Source organism: Nocardia sp. NPDC004722, from assembly GCF_053601505.1.
Genome location: NZ_JBSGBY010000109.1, coordinates 1 through 17463, shown reverse-complemented (window position 1 = coordinate 17463; position 17463 = coordinate 1). Strand labels below are relative to the sequence as shown.

Below are 17463 nucleotides of genomic sequence, written 5' to 3'. Positions count from 1 at the left end.
CCCATCGTGCCGGTGGCGCAGGCAACCCTGCATCGGCGAACAGCTTCTTGTTGTAGAACAGGAAGTTCCCGGCCCACTGTTCCGGCCGCCGATGTGTTCGCGGCCCTGCATGGTGAGCATGGTGACGTCCGCGCCCAGCGCCTTCCACTCCTCGGCCAGCCGCACGGCCTGCGGATACGGAATGATCTGCTCGCTGGTGCCACCGGCCACCAGGACCGGTGCGGCGGGCGCGATGCCACCGAGCCGGTTCTCCAGCAGCCGCGCCTTCACCTCGGGCACCTCGAACGGTGGGCGATGGGTGTAGGTGGAGACCTTGGTGGGCACGACCAGGCCCGCGCCGATGCCGACCACCGCGGCGACCCCGGCATGGGTGCGGCGGGCCAGCGCGGCCAGTACCCGGCCGCCGACGTTGAGGTGCTGCAGCACATTCAATTCCGGATAGGCGGCCTCGATGCCGAGCACGCCGTAGAACAGCAGCACCGCGTACGGGGTGTCGTCGAGGAACTTCACCATGTCGACCAGATCGGCCGGGGCCGAGCCGACCGCGCCGCCGACCAGCGGCAGATCCGGCGCGTAGGTGGGCTGCAACTGCAAGGCCCAGCCCGCCGCGTTCCCGCCCTCGGAGTAGCCGTAGATGCCCAGCGGGCCCTCGGGATCCAATTCCGCCTCGGGCAGCCGACGCGCGGCACGCATGCTGTCGAGCACCGCGGGACCCAGCGCGCGACCCATGACGTACGGGTGCAGGCCCGGGCTGCCGAGCCCCGGGTAGTCGGTGATGGCGAGCGCCCAGCCGCGACGCAGGGCGGCACGCAGGAACAGCGACTCGTATTCGATGCCGTAGCGCAGCTGCCAGGACGCGGCGGCGACGGTATTGGCCAGGCCCTGAGTGCCGACCGCGTAGCCGACCAGCGGACGTGAACCGGGCCCGCGCCACGGGGTGTTCGGGACCAGCACGGTGCCGGTGACCTGCGTGGGGTCACCCTTGGCGGTGGTCGTGGTGTAGGTGATGCGCCAGGCGCGAGCGGGCAGTTTCAGACCGGGCAGCATCCTCGCGGTCATCGGTTCGGCGGCCAGCAGCCGTCCGGGTCCGAACGTACCGGGATATCCGGCACCGACCGCCGCCTCGTCGAAGCGGTTGGTGTTCGCAGTCATCATTGCCTGCCCTTCTCGCACAAACTCGCGTTATGCAGTTGTCGCACAACCTGATCGGGGCGTTACAGCTGTCCCGGACAGTCCTGCTTGTTCGAAACCATACCCAGAATGGGAGATAACGACACTTCTTGTCACAACAACTCCCACTTACTGGGACGGCCCCATCAGAGACAACGGCCACACCCTCGCGAAATACTCCCCGCCCCAGCCACGTTGCCGAAGTCGTGACCATTCCCCGTCTGCTGCTGGTCTCCGGCAGCACCCGCGCCGGATCGACCAACAGTGCCGCCCTGCGCACCATCGCCGCCGACGCGGGTCCGGACCTGGACGTGCGCCTCTACGACGGCCTGCTCGAGCTGCCGCCCTTCATCCCGGGAAAAACGGACGAACCGGACGCGGTACTGGCGCTGCATCGGCAGCTGGCCGAGGTCGACGCGGTGCTGTTCTGCACCCCCGAATACGCGGGCATGATCCCGGGCACCCTCAAGAACCTGCTCGAATGGACCATCGGCAATGCCGACCTCAGCGAGAAGCCCGTGGCCTACGTGAATGTGGCCTACCAGGGCCGCGGCGAGGCCGCCGTCGCCACCCTGCGCACCGTGGTCGGTTACGCCGGGGCCGAGATCGTGGAGGCCGCGTGCGGCCGGATCACCGTGGTGCAGAGCGATATCGGCCCGGATGGCCTGGTCACAGCGCCGGACGCCCGCGCCGCGCTCACCGCCGCCGCCCGCGCCCTGGCCGCGCACGCCGCCCGCCGCGCCGAGCCCGCCACCTCGGTGTCGCTGGACAGATGATGTACTGAAGGTCAGGAAACCCCTCCGGACACAGGAGTGTGCGGGCATGGACGTGGGAATCTTCGGGGCCGGTCACTTCGGCCTGAGTTTGGCCGGGCTGTTCGATCGCGCCGGGCACACCGTGCACATCGCCAGCCACCACATCGACGAACTGTCGGACATCGTCACCGAACGCGGACTGCGCCACACCTACCCCGGCGACATCGAGCTGGTGACCGGTTCCTCGACCATTCTCATCGGCGCGGTCCCCTGGCTCCAATTACCGGCGCTGGCAAAGGAACTCCCCGATCTGGAGGGCAAGATCTGGGTCGACCCGGCCAATCCCTACGTCCGGGAGGACGACGGCTCGGTCACCCTGCTGTCCACCGACGGCCGGCCCACCAGCGCGGTGGTGGCCGAACTGTTCCCGAAGACCCAGCTGGTCAAGGCCTTCAACAACTTCACCACCCCCATGTTCCGGTCCGGACCGCTGACCTCGCTGGGCCGCATCGTCGCCCCGATGGCCGGGGACCACCCCGCCGCCCTGTGCCGGGTGGCCGAGCTGATCAAGACCACCGGTTTCGTGCCCATCGTCATCGGCAATATCGCCGACAGCACCGCGCTGGAACCCAACGGGCCCCTGCACCGCCTGTCCATCCCACCGATCGCGCCCTGAGACGCCGAACGGCACACCCGCGGGTGTGCCATTCGGTTGCGACGCTTGCCGATTCAGTCGATCTGATCGGGGAACGCCTGCTGGCGGTGACCGCCCCGAAGCGTGCCCTCGAGATAGGCCGCCTTGCAGGCGCGGCGTGCGATCTTGCCGCTGGAGGTGCGCGGGATGGAGCCCGCGGGAACCAGCAGCAGGTCGCGCACGGTGACGCCGTGGCGTTTGGCGATGGCCGCGCGCACGGTCTCGGTGATCGGCTCCGGATCGAGTTTGGCCGCGCCCGTGCCGCGTTCGGCCACGATGACCAGTTGTTCGGTGGCGTCGGCGGCGACCGCCTCGGCCGGGAGCTGGTTCGCCGACACCGAGAAGGCGGCCACGAAGCCGGGCCGCAGGGCGGTGCTGGACTCCTGGGCGGAGTACTCCAGATCCTGCGGATAGTGGTTGCGGCCGTCCACGATCACCAGATCCTTGACCCGGCCGGTGATGAACAGCTCGCCGTCGTAGTACGCGCCGAAGTCGCCGGTGCGCATCCAGTTCGCCTCCGCCGCAGCGCCTTCCGCGTGCGAGCCGGGCTGGCGGGCGGTGAGGCGGTTGTGGAAGGTGGCCTCGCTCTCCTCCGGCCGACCCCAGTAGCCGCGGCCGATGTTCGCGCCGTGCAACCAGATCTCGCCGACCTCACCGTCGGGCCGCTCCGCGCCGGTGCCGGGATCCACGATGACCGCCCACTGGGAATTCGCGACGTAACCGCAGGACACCTGGGCCACAGCGTTTTCCGCGTGCTCGTCGACCTCCACCATGCGCCCGGCATTGAGCTGCACGCGATCCACCCAGACCGCGCGCGCCTCGTCCTCGCGCTTGGTGGCGGAGACGAACAGCGTGGCCTCGGCCATGCCGTAGCAGGGTTTGATGGCGGTCTTGGGCAGGCCGTAGGGGGCGAAGGCGTCGTTGAACTTTCGCATCGAGGTGACCGACACCGGTTCGCTGCCGTTGATCAGGCCGATGACATTGGACAGGTCCAATTCCTCACCGGGCTTGGGCAATCCGCGGGCGGCGGCGTGCTCGAAGGCGAAATTCGGTGCGGCGGCGAAGATCTCGGCGCCGTCCTCCTGGGCGGCGAGCTCCTTGATCCAGCGGTGCGGCCGCCGCACGAAGGCGCTGGGCGACATGATGGTGATGTACTTGCCGCCGATGGTCGGCAGGATCACCGTCAGCAGGCCCATGTCGTGGAACAGCGGCAGCCAGGTGACACCGCGCGCCTTCTCGGTGATGCCGATGGCGTCGATCATCTGCAGCAGGTTGGTACCGACCGCCCGGTGTGTGATCTCCACGCCCGCCGGGGTCCGCGTCGACCCGGAGGTGTACTGCAGGTAGGCCACATCGTCCATCTCCAGCTTCGGACGCACCCAGCTCTCGCCCACACTGTCCGGGATCGCCTCGACCGCGATGATGCGCGGACGCTGCGGCGCGGGCAGGTGTTTGAAGATCTCGCGCACCCCCACCGCCGCCGAGCCGACCGTCAGAATCGCCGACGGCGTGCAGTCGTCGAGCACGGCGTGCAGCCGATCGCTGTGGCCCTGCTCCTCCGGATCGAACAGCGGCACCGCGATATTGCCCGCGTACACCGCGGCGTACATGGCCACGATGTAGTCCAGGCCCTGCGGCGCGAGGATGGCGACGCGGTCGCCGGGCTGCGTGACCTGCTGCAGCCGGGCGGCCACGGCACGCAGCCGGACACCGAAACGGTTCCAGGTGAGGTCGTGGTACTCACCGTCGCGTTCACGCGAATAGTCGATAAAGCGGTAGGCGAGCTCGTCCCCGTTGACCGCGGCGTGCTTGTCGACGAGGTCGACCATGGTCTGGTTCTCAGGGATCTTGATGTTGCCGTGCTCGTCCAGAACGTCTTCGAAGGTCTCGCCGATCATTCCCTATCCTTCTTCAACTCACAGTCGAGAACTGTGCAGTGACACCGAACAAAGATCGACACCGAAAGCCCGAATGTAGCTGGGGGCTTGGGGACTCTAGCAGGTGCCGGATTCCCGCGTCACCGACTACGAACGAATACCACCCGGAAAAGCGCCTCAGTACCGGCCGAACGCGATGGCCACGTTGTGGCCGCCGAAGCCGAAGGAGTTGTTCAGGGCATAGTCGTAGTTGCCCGGTCGGGCCTGGCCATGCACCACATCCAGGTCGATCTCCGGGTCCTGGTTCTCCAAATTCAGTGTGGCGGGGATGATTCCGTCACGCACGCTGAGCACGGTGATGACCGACTCCAGCGCACCGACCGCGCCGATGGAATGTCCGAGGGCGGACTTGGGCGCGTACACCGCGGCGTGGTTGCCGACGGCTTGCTTGATGGCGTTGGCCTCCGCCGTGTCGCCGATCGGCGTGGCGGTGGCATGCGCATTGATGTGCGACACATCGGATTTCGAGATGCCCGCGTACTCCATGGCGCGGCTCATGGCGCGCGCCGCGCCGGTGCCCTCGGGATCCGGTGCGACCAGGTGGAAGCCGTCGGAGGTGATGCCCGCGCCCATGATCCGGGCGTGGATGGTGGCGCCGCGCGCCAGCGCGTGCTCCTCGGTCTCGATGATCATGAGCGCCCCGGCCTCGCCGAAAACGAAACCGTCGCGGTCCTTGTCGAACGGCCGCGACGCGCCCTTGGGGTCGTGGTTGCGGGTGCTCATGGCGCGCATCATGGAGAAGCCGGCGATGGGCAGCGCCTGGATGGAACCCTCCACGCCACCGGTGACCACCATGTCGGCATCGCCCATGACAACCATGCGCCAGGCGTTCGCGATCGCCTCCGAACCGGACGAACAAGCCGAAACAGGCGTGGACACACCGGCCCTCGCCTGTAACTCGACGCCGACGCAAGCCGCCGCGCCGTTGGGCATGACACCCTGCACAGTGTGCGGGACCACCTTGCGGTAGCCGCCGTTGACCAGCTTGTCGCGCGCGGACATCAGCGTCTCCGCGCCGCCCAGCCCGGTCCCGATCGACACGGCGAGGCGATCCTTGTCCACCTCGGGATTTCCGGCATTGGCCCAGATCTCGCGACCCAGCACCACCGCCATCTGCTCGACGTAGGACCAGCGGCGCGATTCCGCCCGGGTGAGCTGATCGGTGGGCGAGACCTTGAGGTGGCCGCCGATGCGGACCGGCAGGCCGAAGTCGTCCAGGAAGCTGTCCTCGAGAACGTCGATCCCGCTCTCTCCGTTGAGTAGTCCCTTCCACGTCGAGTCGACGTCACCCGCGATCGAGGTGGTCGCCGCGAGCGCGGTGACGACGACGCTGGGGTATTTCCTGCGGTTGGGCGTCTGCATGTTCACTCTCCGTAGCAATGCTTCGGCGAACCTTGATCGATCCGCGTGGGCTGTCAAGGACTGGTTTGGAACTAGCGAGCGGGGCCCGGCCAGGAACATATCGGCGGGGTGTGAAGCCAATCATCGGCGAACTGGGCTAGATTATCCGAGGCGACGCCGACCAGTCTCATTGGACGACACGCGGGTACCGGTTTCCAACCCCGATCCCCTTCGCCGTGGCGGTGCTCGCCGGATCTCCAGCATTCTGTTCTCCACCATCATTCTCGCAGGCCGAGCCATTTCGAGGGAGGGCACACGATCGTGGCCAGGAGTCTCACGCAGTTGGAGCTGCTCATCGAGCTGGAGCCGATTGCCGAGCAGAATGTGCACCGTCATCTATCGATGGCCAAGGACTGGCATCCGCATGACTATGTGCCTTGGGATCTGGGTCGCAACTTCGCAGCTATGGACGGAGTGGACTGGGATCCGGAGCAATCGAAGCTCAGCGAGGTCGCCAAGGCGGCCATGGTCACCAATCTGCTGACCGAGGACAATCTGCCCAGCTACCACCGGGAGATCGCCGAGAACTTCTCCCAGGACGGCGCCTGGGGCACCTGGGTCGGACGGTGGACGGCCGAGGAGAACCGGCACGGCATCGTGATTCGCGATTATCTGGTGGTGACCCGTGGCGTGGATCCGGTGGCGCTGGAACAGGCGCGCATGATTCACATGACCAACGGCTACAACGCCGCGCAGTTGATCAAGAAGCACAGCGATCGACAGGTGACCGCCGATGCCGGATTCATGCATTCCGTCGCTTATGTGACATTCCAGGAATTGGCGACCCGAGTTTCACATCGCAATACCGGCAAAGTGTGCAATGACCCCATAGCGGACCGCATGCTGCAACGCATCGCCGCCGACGAGAACCTGCACATGATCTTCTATCGCAATATGTGCGGCGCGGCCCTGGACCTCTCACCCGACCAGGCCATGGACGCCATTACCAATATCGTCATGGGATTCCAGATGCCCGGCATGGGCATGCCCAACTTCCGCCGCAACGGCGTGCTCATGGCCAAGCACGGCATCTACGACCTCCGCCAGCACCTGGAGGAGGTCCTGCTCCCCAACCTCAAGAAGTGGAACATCTTCGACCGCACCGACTTCGGCGCGTTCGGCGACCAGCGCCGCAACGAACTCGGCCAGTTCCTCGACAAGCTCCGCACCGACGTGGTCCGCTTCGAGGAACAACGCGACAAGGCCCTCGCCCGCGAGGCCCGCCGCGCCGAACAGCCCCCGGTCCTCGTCGGCTGAACTTGGACGAAACTATCGAGTGGCACACCAAACCGGTGTGCCACTCGACGTTTCAGGGGATACGGCGGGCGAGAACAGCGCCGGTCAGGTACACCAGGGCCGCGGCGATCAGCGGGAGCGCGAGGCCGGCGGGCGTCAGCGTCAACAGGGACGCCAGCACCGCCACACCCAGGGCCGAACCGAATTGGCGGGCGGCGTTGAAGGCGGCCGCGGCCAGACCGGTGTTCGCGGGGCCTGCGGCCGAAACGGTGAGACTGGTGGCGGCGGGCATGGTGTAGGCCATGCCGAATCCGGTGAGCAGCAAGGCGATCGCGAGCAGCGGGTACGGAGTGTGCGGACCCGCGCAGGCCAGGCCGAGCAGACCCGCGGCCCCGATGGCCATTCCCGTGACGATGACCCGGCGCGGTCCCTGACGGGCGGCCATCCGGCCACCGAGCGCGGAACCCACGATCCCGATCGCCATCTCGGGCAGCAGTGCGAAACCAGCCGCGGTGGGCGAATAGTGCAGCGTCCGCTGGAAGAAGAGGCTGATCACGAAGAGCTGACCGTAGAACCCGAAGTTCTGCGCGAAACCGATCAGCGCGCCACCGACGAACGCCCGGGAACGACGAAGAGCACTGGGCAGCACGCCTTTTCCGGCGCGTGCGGCATGCACGCCGAGCAGCAGACCGGCGACCGCCACGACCACCGCCACGGTGAGCGGCCCCGGCGCCACCGGATGCGTACCGCCGAGAATCGCCGCCGCCGTCACACCCGCCACCGCCAAGGCCGCGGCGGCCTGACCGAATACCGGAATCGGCTGCGCGACACCGGCAACCGGCGGCACAGTGCGATGCAGCAGCACCGCAGCCAGCACACAGACTGGCACGTTCACGGCGAAAATCGCTGGCCAGCCAATGTTTTCGGCAAGCACGCCGCCGAGTACCGGCCCGCTGCTGGCGGCCATCGAACCGATCGCGCCCCAGATGCCCGTGGCACGGGCACGGTCCGCCGGATCCGGATACGTATGCCGGATCAATGCCAGCGAGGCCGGAATCAACAGGGCCGCACCGATTCCCTGCAACACGCGCGCGGCCACCAACACGGCGACGGTAGGCGCCGCCGCGCAGGCCAGCGACGCAACCCCGAAGCACGCCAGCCCCACCTGAAACGACCGCCGGGCCCCGAACCGATCGGCCAGACCCCCACCTGCCATGAGCAGCGCCGCGAGCGTGACGGTATACCCGTCGACCACCCACTCCAGTCCGGCGACCGTGGTGTGCAGCCCGATCGCCATCCGATTCAGCGCGACGGCCACGATGGTGGTATCGAGGATGACGAGGAAGTACCCCGCCGAGATCGCGGTCAGCGCGAGTCCTCCGCTGCCGACACGTGGCGATTCCAATGTCCGGGTCATTACCCCAGCCTGGTTCGAAATCGCTTCGGTCCGAACCGAATCATGCGCTCCGCAGGACCGTGGCGTCCACGCCGAGGGTACGGTCGAGGGCTTGCCAGCCGCGTGGGGTGAAGGTTATCGCTCGCGGGGTTTTTCCCGGCGTGCACCATTTTTCGTCCAGCATGCGCTGCAGCAGCAGTGCGCCCAGTCCACCGGCGAGGTGGTGGCGGCGTTCGGACCAGTCCACGCAGGTTCGAATCGGTGGCCGTCGTCCGAACTGACGGGAATCCGTTGGGGTGATGTGCAATTCGGCCAACAGCGGGTGGGGGTGGGTGGCCGGGGTCCAGCGGCCGCCGGTGACGTCGAGAATGCCGCTCTCGCTCAGGGCGTCGAAGACGGCTACCCCGACCGCACCGGCCAGGTGGTCGTAGCAGGTGCGTGCGAGCCGGAGGTCGCGGTGCACGCGCGCACCCCGCAGCGAGCGAACCGGCTGCACCGGAGAGATCAGTGCCATCGCCTCCAGCACCTGAACCACTTCCGGAAGGGCAATGCTGTAGTAGCGATGGCGGCCCACCTTCTCGGCCATCAGCCACCCCTGCTCGACCAACTTGCCGAGGTGCTCACTCGCCGTAGCCGCGCTCACCCCACCGGCCCGCGCCAACTCCCCCGCAGGCTGCGCTCGCCCATCGGCCAGCACCGTCAACATCCGCGCCCGCGCGGGATCGGCCAGTAGTCGTGCGACAGCGGAGACATCCACATCGCCGTCTCTGATCGCTTCCATGGTTCCAGTCTCCCGCTCGGACGTTTCGGGTCCAGCCGAACTATCCGCGCATCAGAACAGGGTCATGGGGTCCGTGGGTAGCGGGTCCGGGAGGGGTTCGAGTTGCGGGAGGCGTTCGCGGACTTCGGCGTGGAAGCGGCGGGCCAGGGTGCGGGCGGAGGCGTTGTCGGGGGTGTGGATGAAGATGGTCGGGGAACGGCCTTCGCGGAGCCAGGCTTCGGCGGTGTCGACCCAGACGGACCAGCCCGCGACGGTGGTGGCGGTGTCGTCACGGCCGTGGTAGCGGACCATGGGGAATTCGGTGAGGGCGCGGGTGCGGCGGGGGTTGCGGGGTTTCTTGGAACCGGCCTCGTATTCGGCCTGGCTGGACGGCGGGGCGGAGAACAGCACGGTGGTGTCGAAGATGACCCATTCCGCACCGGCGGCCTCCAGGATGGCTTCCAGTTGAGCTGCGGCACGGGGGTTTTCGAAGAAGACGGGGTTACGGACCTCGACGGCGCAGCGGTAGTGGGCCGGGAGGGCCTCCAGGAAATCCGACAGGGCGGCGAGGTTGGTGAAGGAGGCGGGCAGTTGCACCCACAGCGAATGCAGTCGCCGCCCCAGCGGTTCGATGGCGTCGAGGAAATGCGCCATCTCGTCGTCGATGCCGGTGAGGCGGCGGTCGTGGGTGACGGTGCGCGGCAGCTTCATGACGAAGCGGAAGTCGGGATCGGTTTGGCGGGCCCAGGATTGGACGGTGCGCCGCTGGGGCGTCGCGTAGAAGGTGGTGTTGCCCTCTACGGCGTTGCACCAGGAGGAGTAGGTGCGCAGGCGTTCGGCCGGGGGTATCGGCTTCTCCTGCCAGTCCGGGTGTTGCCACATCGCGCAACCGACGAAAAGCCGCATACCTGTCAATTTATGTCAATGGCTTACGGGGCCGCAGCCAACCGTAGGTAAGCTGCACCGCCCGGGTCCAGTTCTCGTACTCTTCGGCACGCAATGTCGGATCCATCCGCGGCACCCACTGCGCGGCGACCCGCCAATTGTGGCGCAGGCCCTCGAGATCCGGCCAATAACCGACCGCCAGGCCCGCCGCGTACGCCGCACCCAGCGAGACCGTCTCGGCCACGATGGGCCGCATCACCGGGATATCGAGGACATCGGCGATGATCTGCATGAGCAGGTTGTCCGAGGTCATTCCACCCGCCACCCGCAGCGCCCCGGCCTGGAGCCCGGAGTCGGCGTTCATGGCCTCGACGACGTCGCGGGTCTGCCATGCCGTCGCCTCGAGCACCGCCCGGGCGATGTGCCCCTTGGTGATATACGAGGTGAGCCCGATCAACAGCCCGCGCGCGTCACTGCGCCAGTGCGGCGCGTACAGCCCGGAGAAGGCGGGCACGAGATAGCAGCCGCCATTGTCTTCGACTGTGCCCGCGAGGGTTTCGATCTCCGGGGCACTCGCGATCAGCCCGATATTGTCGCGCAGCCACTGCACCAGCGACCCCGTCACCGCGATCGGACCCTCCAGCGCGTACACCGGTTCCGGCCCCACCTGATACCCGATGGTGGTGAGCAGCCCGTGCTGCGAGCGCACCAGCTCCCGCCCGGTGTTCATGAGCAGGAATCCGCCTGTGCCATAGGTGCATTCGGTCTCCCCCGGCGCGAAACAGGTCTGCCCGAACAAGGCCGCGTGCTGATCGCCCAGCGCCGCCGCGATCCGCACCCCGGGCAGCACCCGCCGCGCCGTCCCGAACTCACCGGTGGACGGCTGGATCTGCGGCAGCATGGCGCGCGGAATATCGAAGAACCGCAACAGTTCCGCGTCCCATTCCAGCGTGGACAGGTTCATCAGCAGCGTGCGCCCGGCATTGGTGACATCGGTGACGTGGATGCCGTGATCGGCTCCCCCGGTGAGATTCCAGATGAGCCAGGTCTCCATGGTCCCGAACAACACCTCGCCGCGCTCGGCCCGCTCCCGCAGCCCCGGTGTGCCGTCCAGCAGCCAGCGCAGCCGGGGCGCGGCGAAATAGGTGGCCAGCGGCAACCCGCACAGTTCCCGGATCCGTTCCGCGCCAGGCGATTCCCGCATCACCTCGACGAGTTCCTCGGTGCGCACATCCTGCCACACGATCGCCCGGCCGATGGGCGTGCCGGTGTTCCGGTCCCACACCACCGTGGTCTCACGCTGATTCGCGATCCCGACCGCCGCCACCTGTCCCAGAGTGATCCCCGAATCCCGCAGCGCCGCGGGCACGATGCGCTCCACATTGCGCCAGATCTCCAGCGCGTCCTGTTCCATCCAGCCCGGCCGCGGGTAGTGCTGCTTGTGCTCGCGCTGCGAGACCCCGGTCAGCCGCGCCCGCTGATCGAAGAGGATGGCCCGGGTCGAGGTGGTGCCCTGATCGATGGCCAGCACGTACTTCTGCGTCATTGTGATCCTCCGAGATCGCGCGAGACAGCGGCCGCCGCTTCGCGGACCTGGGCGATCGGCGCGGACCGGAAGTGGAGTTGCCCGTCGCAGAGCCGATCCACCGGACCGCTGATGCCTATCGCACCGACCACCAAACCACCTCGCGAGCGGATCGGCGCGGCGACTCCCGCTTCGCCGGAACGGAATTCGCCGATATCCCCCGCCCAGCCGGTGCGCCGCACCTCGGAAACGGCGCGGCGCAGGGCGGCCGGATCGGTGATGGTGCGATGGGTCAGCGCGGGCAGCCCGGCGTCGCCGAGGGCGTCGGACAGTTCCCCGTCGTAGGCCAACAGCACCTTGCCCAGTGCCGTGGCGTGCGGCGGCAGTTCCTCGCCGACTGCCAGTTCCTGTTCGGTGTTGTCGGGCCGGAACACGTGGTGGATCACCACGACTCCGCCGTCCACGGGTGCGGCGATGCGCACCGATTCCCCGCTGCGCGCGGCCAGCGCGTCGGCCCGGTTGATGGCCCGCGACCGCAGCTCGTTGGCGTCCAGCCGCCCGGCCCCGAGATCCGACAGCGCGGGACTCAATTGGTACTTGCCGCTCACCGGATCCTGATCCACGAACCCCACGCCCTGCAACGTCCGCAGGATCCCGTGCGCGGTCGGCTTGGCCAGGCCCAGCGCCGCGGCGATCTCCCCCACTCCCATGCGCCCGGACCCGCGGGCGAGTAGCCGCAGAATGGCCGCGGCGCGCTCGATCGACTGAATCGGTCCCGGCATGTCCGTAACCTATCAGCAAACCGTTCGGCATTGTCGAACGCGTCGCCTGTCTTAGCGCCCTTTCACTTCGTAGCGTGGACGTCGGGCTCGCTGAACCCGAGCTCACCAGCGCAGACGGACTCAACGACGAGTTTGGTGGAAAGGACCGCGATGACGCAGTACGTCGGAGCCATCGACCAAGGCACGACCTCCACGCGATTCATGGTGTTCGACCACGGCGGCAATGTGGTTGCCCGCCATCAGCTCGAGCACGAGCAGATTCTTCCCCAGGCCGGTTGGGTCGAGCACAATCCGGCGGAGATCTGGGAGCGCACCCGGACCGTCATCAAGAGCGCCCTCGCCGGCGCCCGCCTCACCGCCGCCGATCTGGCCGCGGTCGGCGTCACCAACCAGCGCGAGACCACCATCGTGTGGGACCGCCGCACCGGGGTCCCGTACTACAACGCCATCGTCTGGCAGGACACCCGCACCGATCGCATCGTCGCCGAGATCGAGAAGTCCGGTAAGGGCGCTCTGATTCGCGACCGCGCCGGCCTGCCGCCCGCGCCGTACTTCTCCGGCGGCAAGCTCAAGTGGATCCTCGACAATGTCCCGGGCGTGCGGGAGGACGCGGAGAACGGCGATGCCCTCTTCGGCACCCCCGACACCTGGTTGATCTGGAACCTCACCGGCGGCGTCCACGGTGGCGTGCACGTCACCGACCCCACCAATGCCTCGCGCACCATGCTCATGGATCTCGAAACCCTGGACTGGGACGACGAATTGCTCGCCCTGTTCGGTGTGCCGCGGGCCATGCTGCCGCGCATCGCGCCGTCCTCGAATCCGGAAGGCTTCGGCACCAGCTACCCCGACGGCCCGCTCAAGGGCGCGGTCAAGATCACCGGCGTGCTGGGCGACCAGCAGGCAGCCACCGTCGGCCAGGTCTGCTTCCGGCCGGGCGAGGCCAAGAACACCTACGGCACCGGCAACTTCCTGATGCTCAATACCGGAACCGAGATCGTGCACTCGAAGCACGGCCTGCTGACCACCGTCGCCTACCAGTTCGGCGACGACAAGCCGGTGTACGCGCTGGAGGGCTCGATCGCGGTCACCGGATCGGCGGTGCAGTGGCTGCGCGACCAGCTCGGCATCATCTCGGGCGCGGAACGCGTTGAGGCCCTTGCCCTTCAGGTGCCCGACAATGGCGGCGTCTACTTCGTGCCCGCCTTCTCCGGCTTGTTCGCCCCGTACTGGCGTGCGGACGCTCGCGGCGCGATCGTCGGACTGTCGCGCTTCAGCAACAACGCCCACATCGCCAGGGCCACACTGGAATCCATCTGCTATCAGACCCGTGACGTGGTCGAGGCCATGCAGCAGGACTCCGGGGTCAAGCTCGACACCCTGCGCGTCGACGGCGGTGTCACCGCCAACGAACTGGCCATGCAGATCCAGGCCGACTTCCTGGGCGTGCCGGTCTCGCGGCCGGTGGTCGCGGAGACCACCGCGCTCGGCGCGGCCTACGCCGCCGGTCTCGCGGTCGGATTCTGGTCCAGCACAGACGAACTCGTCGCCAACTGGCACGAGGACAAGAACTGGCAGCCCACCATGACCGAGCAGGCGCGGCAGAAGGGCTACGCGCGCTGGCTCAAGGCCGTCTCGCGCACCCTCGACTGGGTCGATCTCGACGATGACGACGACCAGCACCGCTAGCCCTACACAGACTTCGATTCACCGATAACAAGGAGTAATTTCGTGTCCGCACAACTGGATCCCGCCTACCGCGCCCGGGCGATTGATTCGCTCGGCGACACCGAAATCGACGTGCTCGTGATCGGTGGTGGAGTGACCGGAGCGGGCGCGGCCCTGGATGCCGCCTCGCGTGGTCTGTCCGTCACCCTGGTCGAGGCGCGCGATTTCGCCGCCGGTACCTCGAGCCGTTCCTCCAAGCTCATCCACGGTGGCCTGCGCTACCTCGAGCAGTACGACTTCGCCTTGGTCCGTGAGGCTTTGAAGGAGCGCGGGCTGCTGCTCAACAAGCTGGCCCCGCATCTGGTGCACCCGGTCTCGTTCCTGTTCCCGCTGCAGAAGCACTACGAGCGCTTCTACATCGGCGCGGGCATCGCCCTCTACGACACCATGGGCGGCGCGCGCTCGGTCCCCATGCACCGGCACCTGAGCCGTTCCAAGGCACTGGATCTGGCCCCGGCGCTCAAGGAAGACGCCATGACCGGCGCCATCCGCTACTACGACGCGCAGGTCGACGACGCGCGCCACACCATGATGATCGCCCGCACCGCCGCCCAGCACGGCGCGACCGTGCTGACCCGCACCAAGGTCACCGGGCTGCTGCGCGACGGCGAGAAGGTCGTGGGCGCGAAGGTGATGGATCTGGAATCCGGTCTGGAGCACAGCATCCGGGCCAAGACCGTGATCTCGGCGACCGGCGTGTGGACCGACGACATGATCAAGATGACCGGCGTCGACTTCCCGTTCCACGTGCGCATGTCCAAGGGCGTGCACATCATGGTGCCGCGCGAGAAGCTCGACATGGGCAGCGGTATCGCCATGAAGACCGAGAAGTCCGTGCTGTTCGTGATCCCGTGGGCCGAGCACTGGATCATCGGCACCACCGACACCGACTGGTCGCTGGACAAGAACCATCCGACCGCCACCGCCGGGGATGTCCAGTACATCCTGGATCACGTGAATTCGCTGCTGCGCGAACCGCTTACGCGGGCCGACATCGTCGGCACCTACGCGGGCCTGCGGCCGCTGATGACCGGCGCGAACAAGGAGACCTCCAAGCTCTCGCGTGAGCACGCGGTCGCCGAGCCCGCCCCGGGCCTGTTCGTCATCGCGGGCGGCAAGTACACCACCTACCGGGTGATGGCCGCCGATGTGGTCGACGCCGCCGCCGAGCGCCTCGGCAGCGATGTCGCGCCGTCGGTGACCGCGAACCTGCCCATCCTGGGCGCGGTCGGCTACCAGGACATGCTGGACGACGTCGCCGCGGTGGCCGCGCGGGCCGAACTGCCGGTCGAGACCGTGGAGCATCTGCTGGGCCGCTACGGCTCGCTGGCGGAGGAGATCTTCGCCCTCATCGCCGCGGTTCCCGCACTGCGCGAACCGATTCCGGGCGCGGAGGACTACATCGGGGCCGAGGCCGTCTACGCCGCCACCCACGAGGGCGCGCTGCACCTGGACGATCTGCTGACCCGCCGCACCCGCATCTCCATCGAGGTCCCCGACCGCGGCCTGAAGGCGGCCCCGGAGATCGCGCGCCTCATCGCCCCGCACCTGGGCTGGACCGATGAGCGCACCAATACCGAGATCAACCGGTACTTCGACCGCGTCCACGCCGAGCTGGCCGCCAACGAGGAGAACGACGACGAGGCGGCCAATACCGCCCGCCTGATCGCCACCGCCTGAATTTCATAGGAAGGCGTTTCGACGTCGCGCGGACCCGATTCCGCGCGGCGTCGTAGCCGTATCCCGATTCCCGAAAGACGCCGTGCCGGAACCATTTTCGGCACGGCGTCGGCGTTTTCGGAATCACGAAATTATCCGCCTGTTGGACTTGTGTCCGACGTCCCTTTGCCTCTAGCGTGTTTCTAGATATTTGCTGAACGGTGGATAAGAGAATCCGGTTCAGAGTGGCATCGGACGCCGATCGGAAGGCGAATCAATGGGCTTCAGCTCTATTTTTGTCAGTGAGGCATTGGGCACCGGGGTACTGATACTCCTGGGTGCGGGCGTGGTTGCCAATGTGGTGCTGGCCAAATCGAAGGGCTTCGACGGCGGCTGGCTGCTCATCACCTTCGGTTGGGGCCTCGGCGTTTTCGGCGGTGTGTATGTCGCCTACAAAACCGGCGGTCACCTGAATCCGGCGGTCACCATCGGCAATCTGTTCTCCGGCGCGAAGGAATACGCGCCCGGTATCGAGGTGAATTTCACCAATACCGTTGCCTACCTGTCGGGTCAGCTCCTCGGCGCGTTCCTCGGCGCGTGCGCCGCGTACGTGGTCTACAAGAAGCATTTCGACGAGGAGCCCGACGAGGGCAAGAAGCTGGGCGTGTTCTCCACCGGCCCGGCCATCCGCTCGTACACGTGGAACTTCCTCACCGAGGTGATCGCCACCTTCGTGCTGGTCTTCGTGATCCTCGCCTTCGGCAAGACCCCCAGCGGCCTGGGCCCGCTGGCGGCGGCCCTGCTGGTGGTCGGCATCGGCGCGTCACTGGGCGGCCCGACCGGCTACGCCATCAACCCGGCTCGCGACCTGGGTCCCCGCGTCGCCTACGCGCTGCTGCCCACCCGTCGTGCGGCGAGCGTTGCGCCGGAACGCATTCCGGCCGGTGTCGCCGCCGGCGGCGCGGCCCAGCGCGTCATCGAGGAGAACCCGGGCGACCCGGTGTCCTCCACCGAGAAGAACGCCGACTGGTCCTACGCGTGGGTCCCGGTCCTCGGCCCGCTCGTCGGCGGCGCACTCGCGGGCCTCGTGGCCCAGTGGTACATGTAGTCCCAGACTCCCCCAAGGCCCATCGACCTCGGCGAACGCCGAATGTCGGTGGGCCTTGTTAGTTTTCGCGTCACAACGAGTTCGACGCGGGGAGCAAGACATGAGCGGCGGGGAAACCACCTACCTGGAGCTGTCCGAGGACAGCGGTTCGGCACACAAGTTCTACGAGATCGTCGTGGCGGGGACATCCGTGACGGTCCGGTACGGGCGCATCGGGGACGCCGGGCAGAAGTCATCGAGTACGTATGCGACGGAAGAGAAAGCGCGTGCGGCGGCAGCCAAGAAGGTCGGCGAGAAGACCCGTAAGGGCTACGCGCCCGCGGTGATGGGGGCACGGGGGAAGCGGCCGGTGACCCGGCGGGCTGGATGAATCCCATCTCCAGGAAGCTCGATCCGTGGCCAGCGGGCTGATAGTCGGGCACCGACC

General features: G+C 67.4%; 14 protein-coding genes and 1 pseudogene. 7 read left to right on the top strand and 8 right to left on the bottom strand.

Annotated features, from left to right (window positions below):
* Window positions 1–99: 99 nt before the first annotated feature.
* Window positions 100–1047: pseudogene (locus ACWELQ_RS13820) on the bottom strand (lipase family protein); the annotation flags it as partial.
* A 329-nt stretch (window positions 1048–1376) separates the two neighbouring features.
* Between ACWELQ_RS13820 and ACWELQ_RS13815 the strand changes: the two are divergent.
* On the top strand, window positions 1377–1946 hold the full coding sequence (locus ACWELQ_RS13815; protein WP_452397389.1) for an NADPH-dependent FMN reductase: 570 nt from the start codon (window positions 1377–1379) through the stop codon (window positions 1944–1946).
* Between the two features lie 46 nt (window positions 1947–1992).
* The gene (locus ACWELQ_RS13810; RefSeq protein WP_452397388.1) at window positions 1993–2601 is read left to right on the top strand and encodes an NADPH-dependent F420 reductase; all 609 of its coding nucleotides are present in this window, start codon (window positions 1993–1995) and stop codon (window positions 2599–2601) included.
* A 53-nt stretch (window positions 2602–2654) separates the two neighbouring features.
* Here ACWELQ_RS13810 and fadD32 read toward each other — a convergent pair whose 3' ends face one another.
* Together fadD32 and ACWELQ_RS13800 are read right to left on the bottom strand one after the other, a co-directional pair.
* On the bottom strand, window positions 2655–4517 hold the full coding sequence (fadD32, locus tag ACWELQ_RS13805; RefSeq protein WP_452397387.1) for a long-chain-fatty-acid--AMP ligase FadD32: 1863 nt from the start codon (window positions 4515–4517) through the stop codon (window positions 2655–2657).
* Window positions 4518–4673: 156 nt separating this feature from the next.
* Window positions 4674–5918, bottom strand: a complete 1245-nt coding sequence (locus ACWELQ_RS13800) for a KasA/KasB family beta-ketoacyl-ACP synthase (protein ID WP_452397386.1) — start codon at window positions 5916–5918, stop codon at window positions 4674–4676.
* Window positions 5919–6218: 300 nt separating this feature from the next.
* Here ACWELQ_RS13800 and ACWELQ_RS13795 point away from each other — a divergent pair, with 300 nt between their 5' ends.
* The gene (locus ACWELQ_RS13795; RefSeq protein ID WP_452397385.1) at window positions 6219–7214 is read left to right on the top strand and encodes an acyl-ACP desaturase; all 996 of its coding nucleotides are present in this window, start codon (window positions 6219–6221) and stop codon (window positions 7212–7214) included.
* A 52-nt stretch (window positions 7215–7266) separates the two neighbouring features.
* Here the strand turns inward: ACWELQ_RS13795 and ACWELQ_RS13790 are convergent, their stop codons facing one another.
* From ACWELQ_RS13790 to ACWELQ_RS13770, 5 genes are read right to left on the bottom strand one after another with little or no spacing between them, the layout of a single operon-like run.
* A complete protein-coding gene (locus ACWELQ_RS13790; protein ID WP_452397384.1) occupies window positions 7267–8610 on the bottom strand; it encodes an MFS transporter in 1344 nt (447 codons plus the stop codon).
* Window positions 8611–8650: 40 nt separating this feature from the next.
* Window positions 8651–9370 (bottom strand): ArsR/SmtB family transcription factor, encoded by a 720-nt coding sequence (locus ACWELQ_RS13785; protein WP_452397383.1) that lies wholly within the window; start codon window positions 9368–9370, stop codon window positions 8651–8653.
* Between the two features lie 51 nt (window positions 9371–9421).
* Window positions 9422–10255 carry a DUF72 domain-containing protein gene (locus ACWELQ_RS13780; RefSeq protein ID WP_452397382.1) on the bottom strand — a complete coding sequence of 278 codons (834 nt, stop codon included), beginning with the start codon at window positions 10253–10255 and terminating at the stop codon, window positions 9422–9424.
* Window positions 10256–10265: 10 nt separating this feature from the next.
* The gene (glpK, locus tag ACWELQ_RS13775) at window positions 10266–11780 is read right to left on the bottom strand and encodes a glycerol kinase GlpK (RefSeq protein ID WP_452397381.1); all 1515 of its coding nucleotides are present in this window, start codon (window positions 11778–11780) and stop codon (window positions 10266–10268) included.
* Window positions 11777–12541 carry an IclR family transcriptional regulator gene (locus ACWELQ_RS13770; protein ID WP_452397380.1) on the bottom strand — a complete coding sequence of 255 codons (765 nt, stop codon included), beginning with the start codon at window positions 12539–12541 and terminating at the stop codon, window positions 11777–11779. Before ACWELQ_RS13770 ends, glpK (ACWELQ_RS13775) begins: the two co-directional genes overlap by 4 nt.
* Before the next feature lie 150 nt (window positions 12542–12691).
* Here ACWELQ_RS13770 and glpK (ACWELQ_RS13765) point away from each other — a divergent pair, with 150 nt between their 5' ends.
* From glpK (ACWELQ_RS13765) to ACWELQ_RS13750, 4 genes are all read left to right on the top strand, one after another.
* Window positions 12692–14230, top strand: a complete 1539-nt coding sequence (gene glpK, locus ACWELQ_RS13765; protein WP_452397379.1) for a glycerol kinase GlpK — start codon at window positions 12692–12694, stop codon at window positions 14228–14230.
* Window positions 14231–14272: 42 nt separating this feature from the next.
* The gene (glpD, locus tag ACWELQ_RS13760) at window positions 14273–15949 is read left to right on the top strand and encodes a glycerol-3-phosphate dehydrogenase (RefSeq protein ID WP_452397378.1); all 1677 of its coding nucleotides are present in this window, start codon (window positions 14273–14275) and stop codon (window positions 15947–15949) included.
* Window positions 15950–16205: 256 nt separating this feature from the next.
* Window positions 16206–17036, top strand: a complete 831-nt coding sequence (locus ACWELQ_RS13755) for an MIP/aquaporin family protein (RefSeq protein WP_452397377.1) — start codon at window positions 16206–16208, stop codon at window positions 17034–17036.
* Window positions 17037–17136: 100 nt separating this feature from the next.
* On the top strand, window positions 17137–17406 hold the full coding sequence (locus ACWELQ_RS13750; RefSeq protein WP_452397376.1) for a WGR domain-containing protein: 270 nt from the start codon (window positions 17137–17139) through the stop codon (window positions 17404–17406).
* Window positions 17407–17463: the final 57 nt, after the last annotated feature.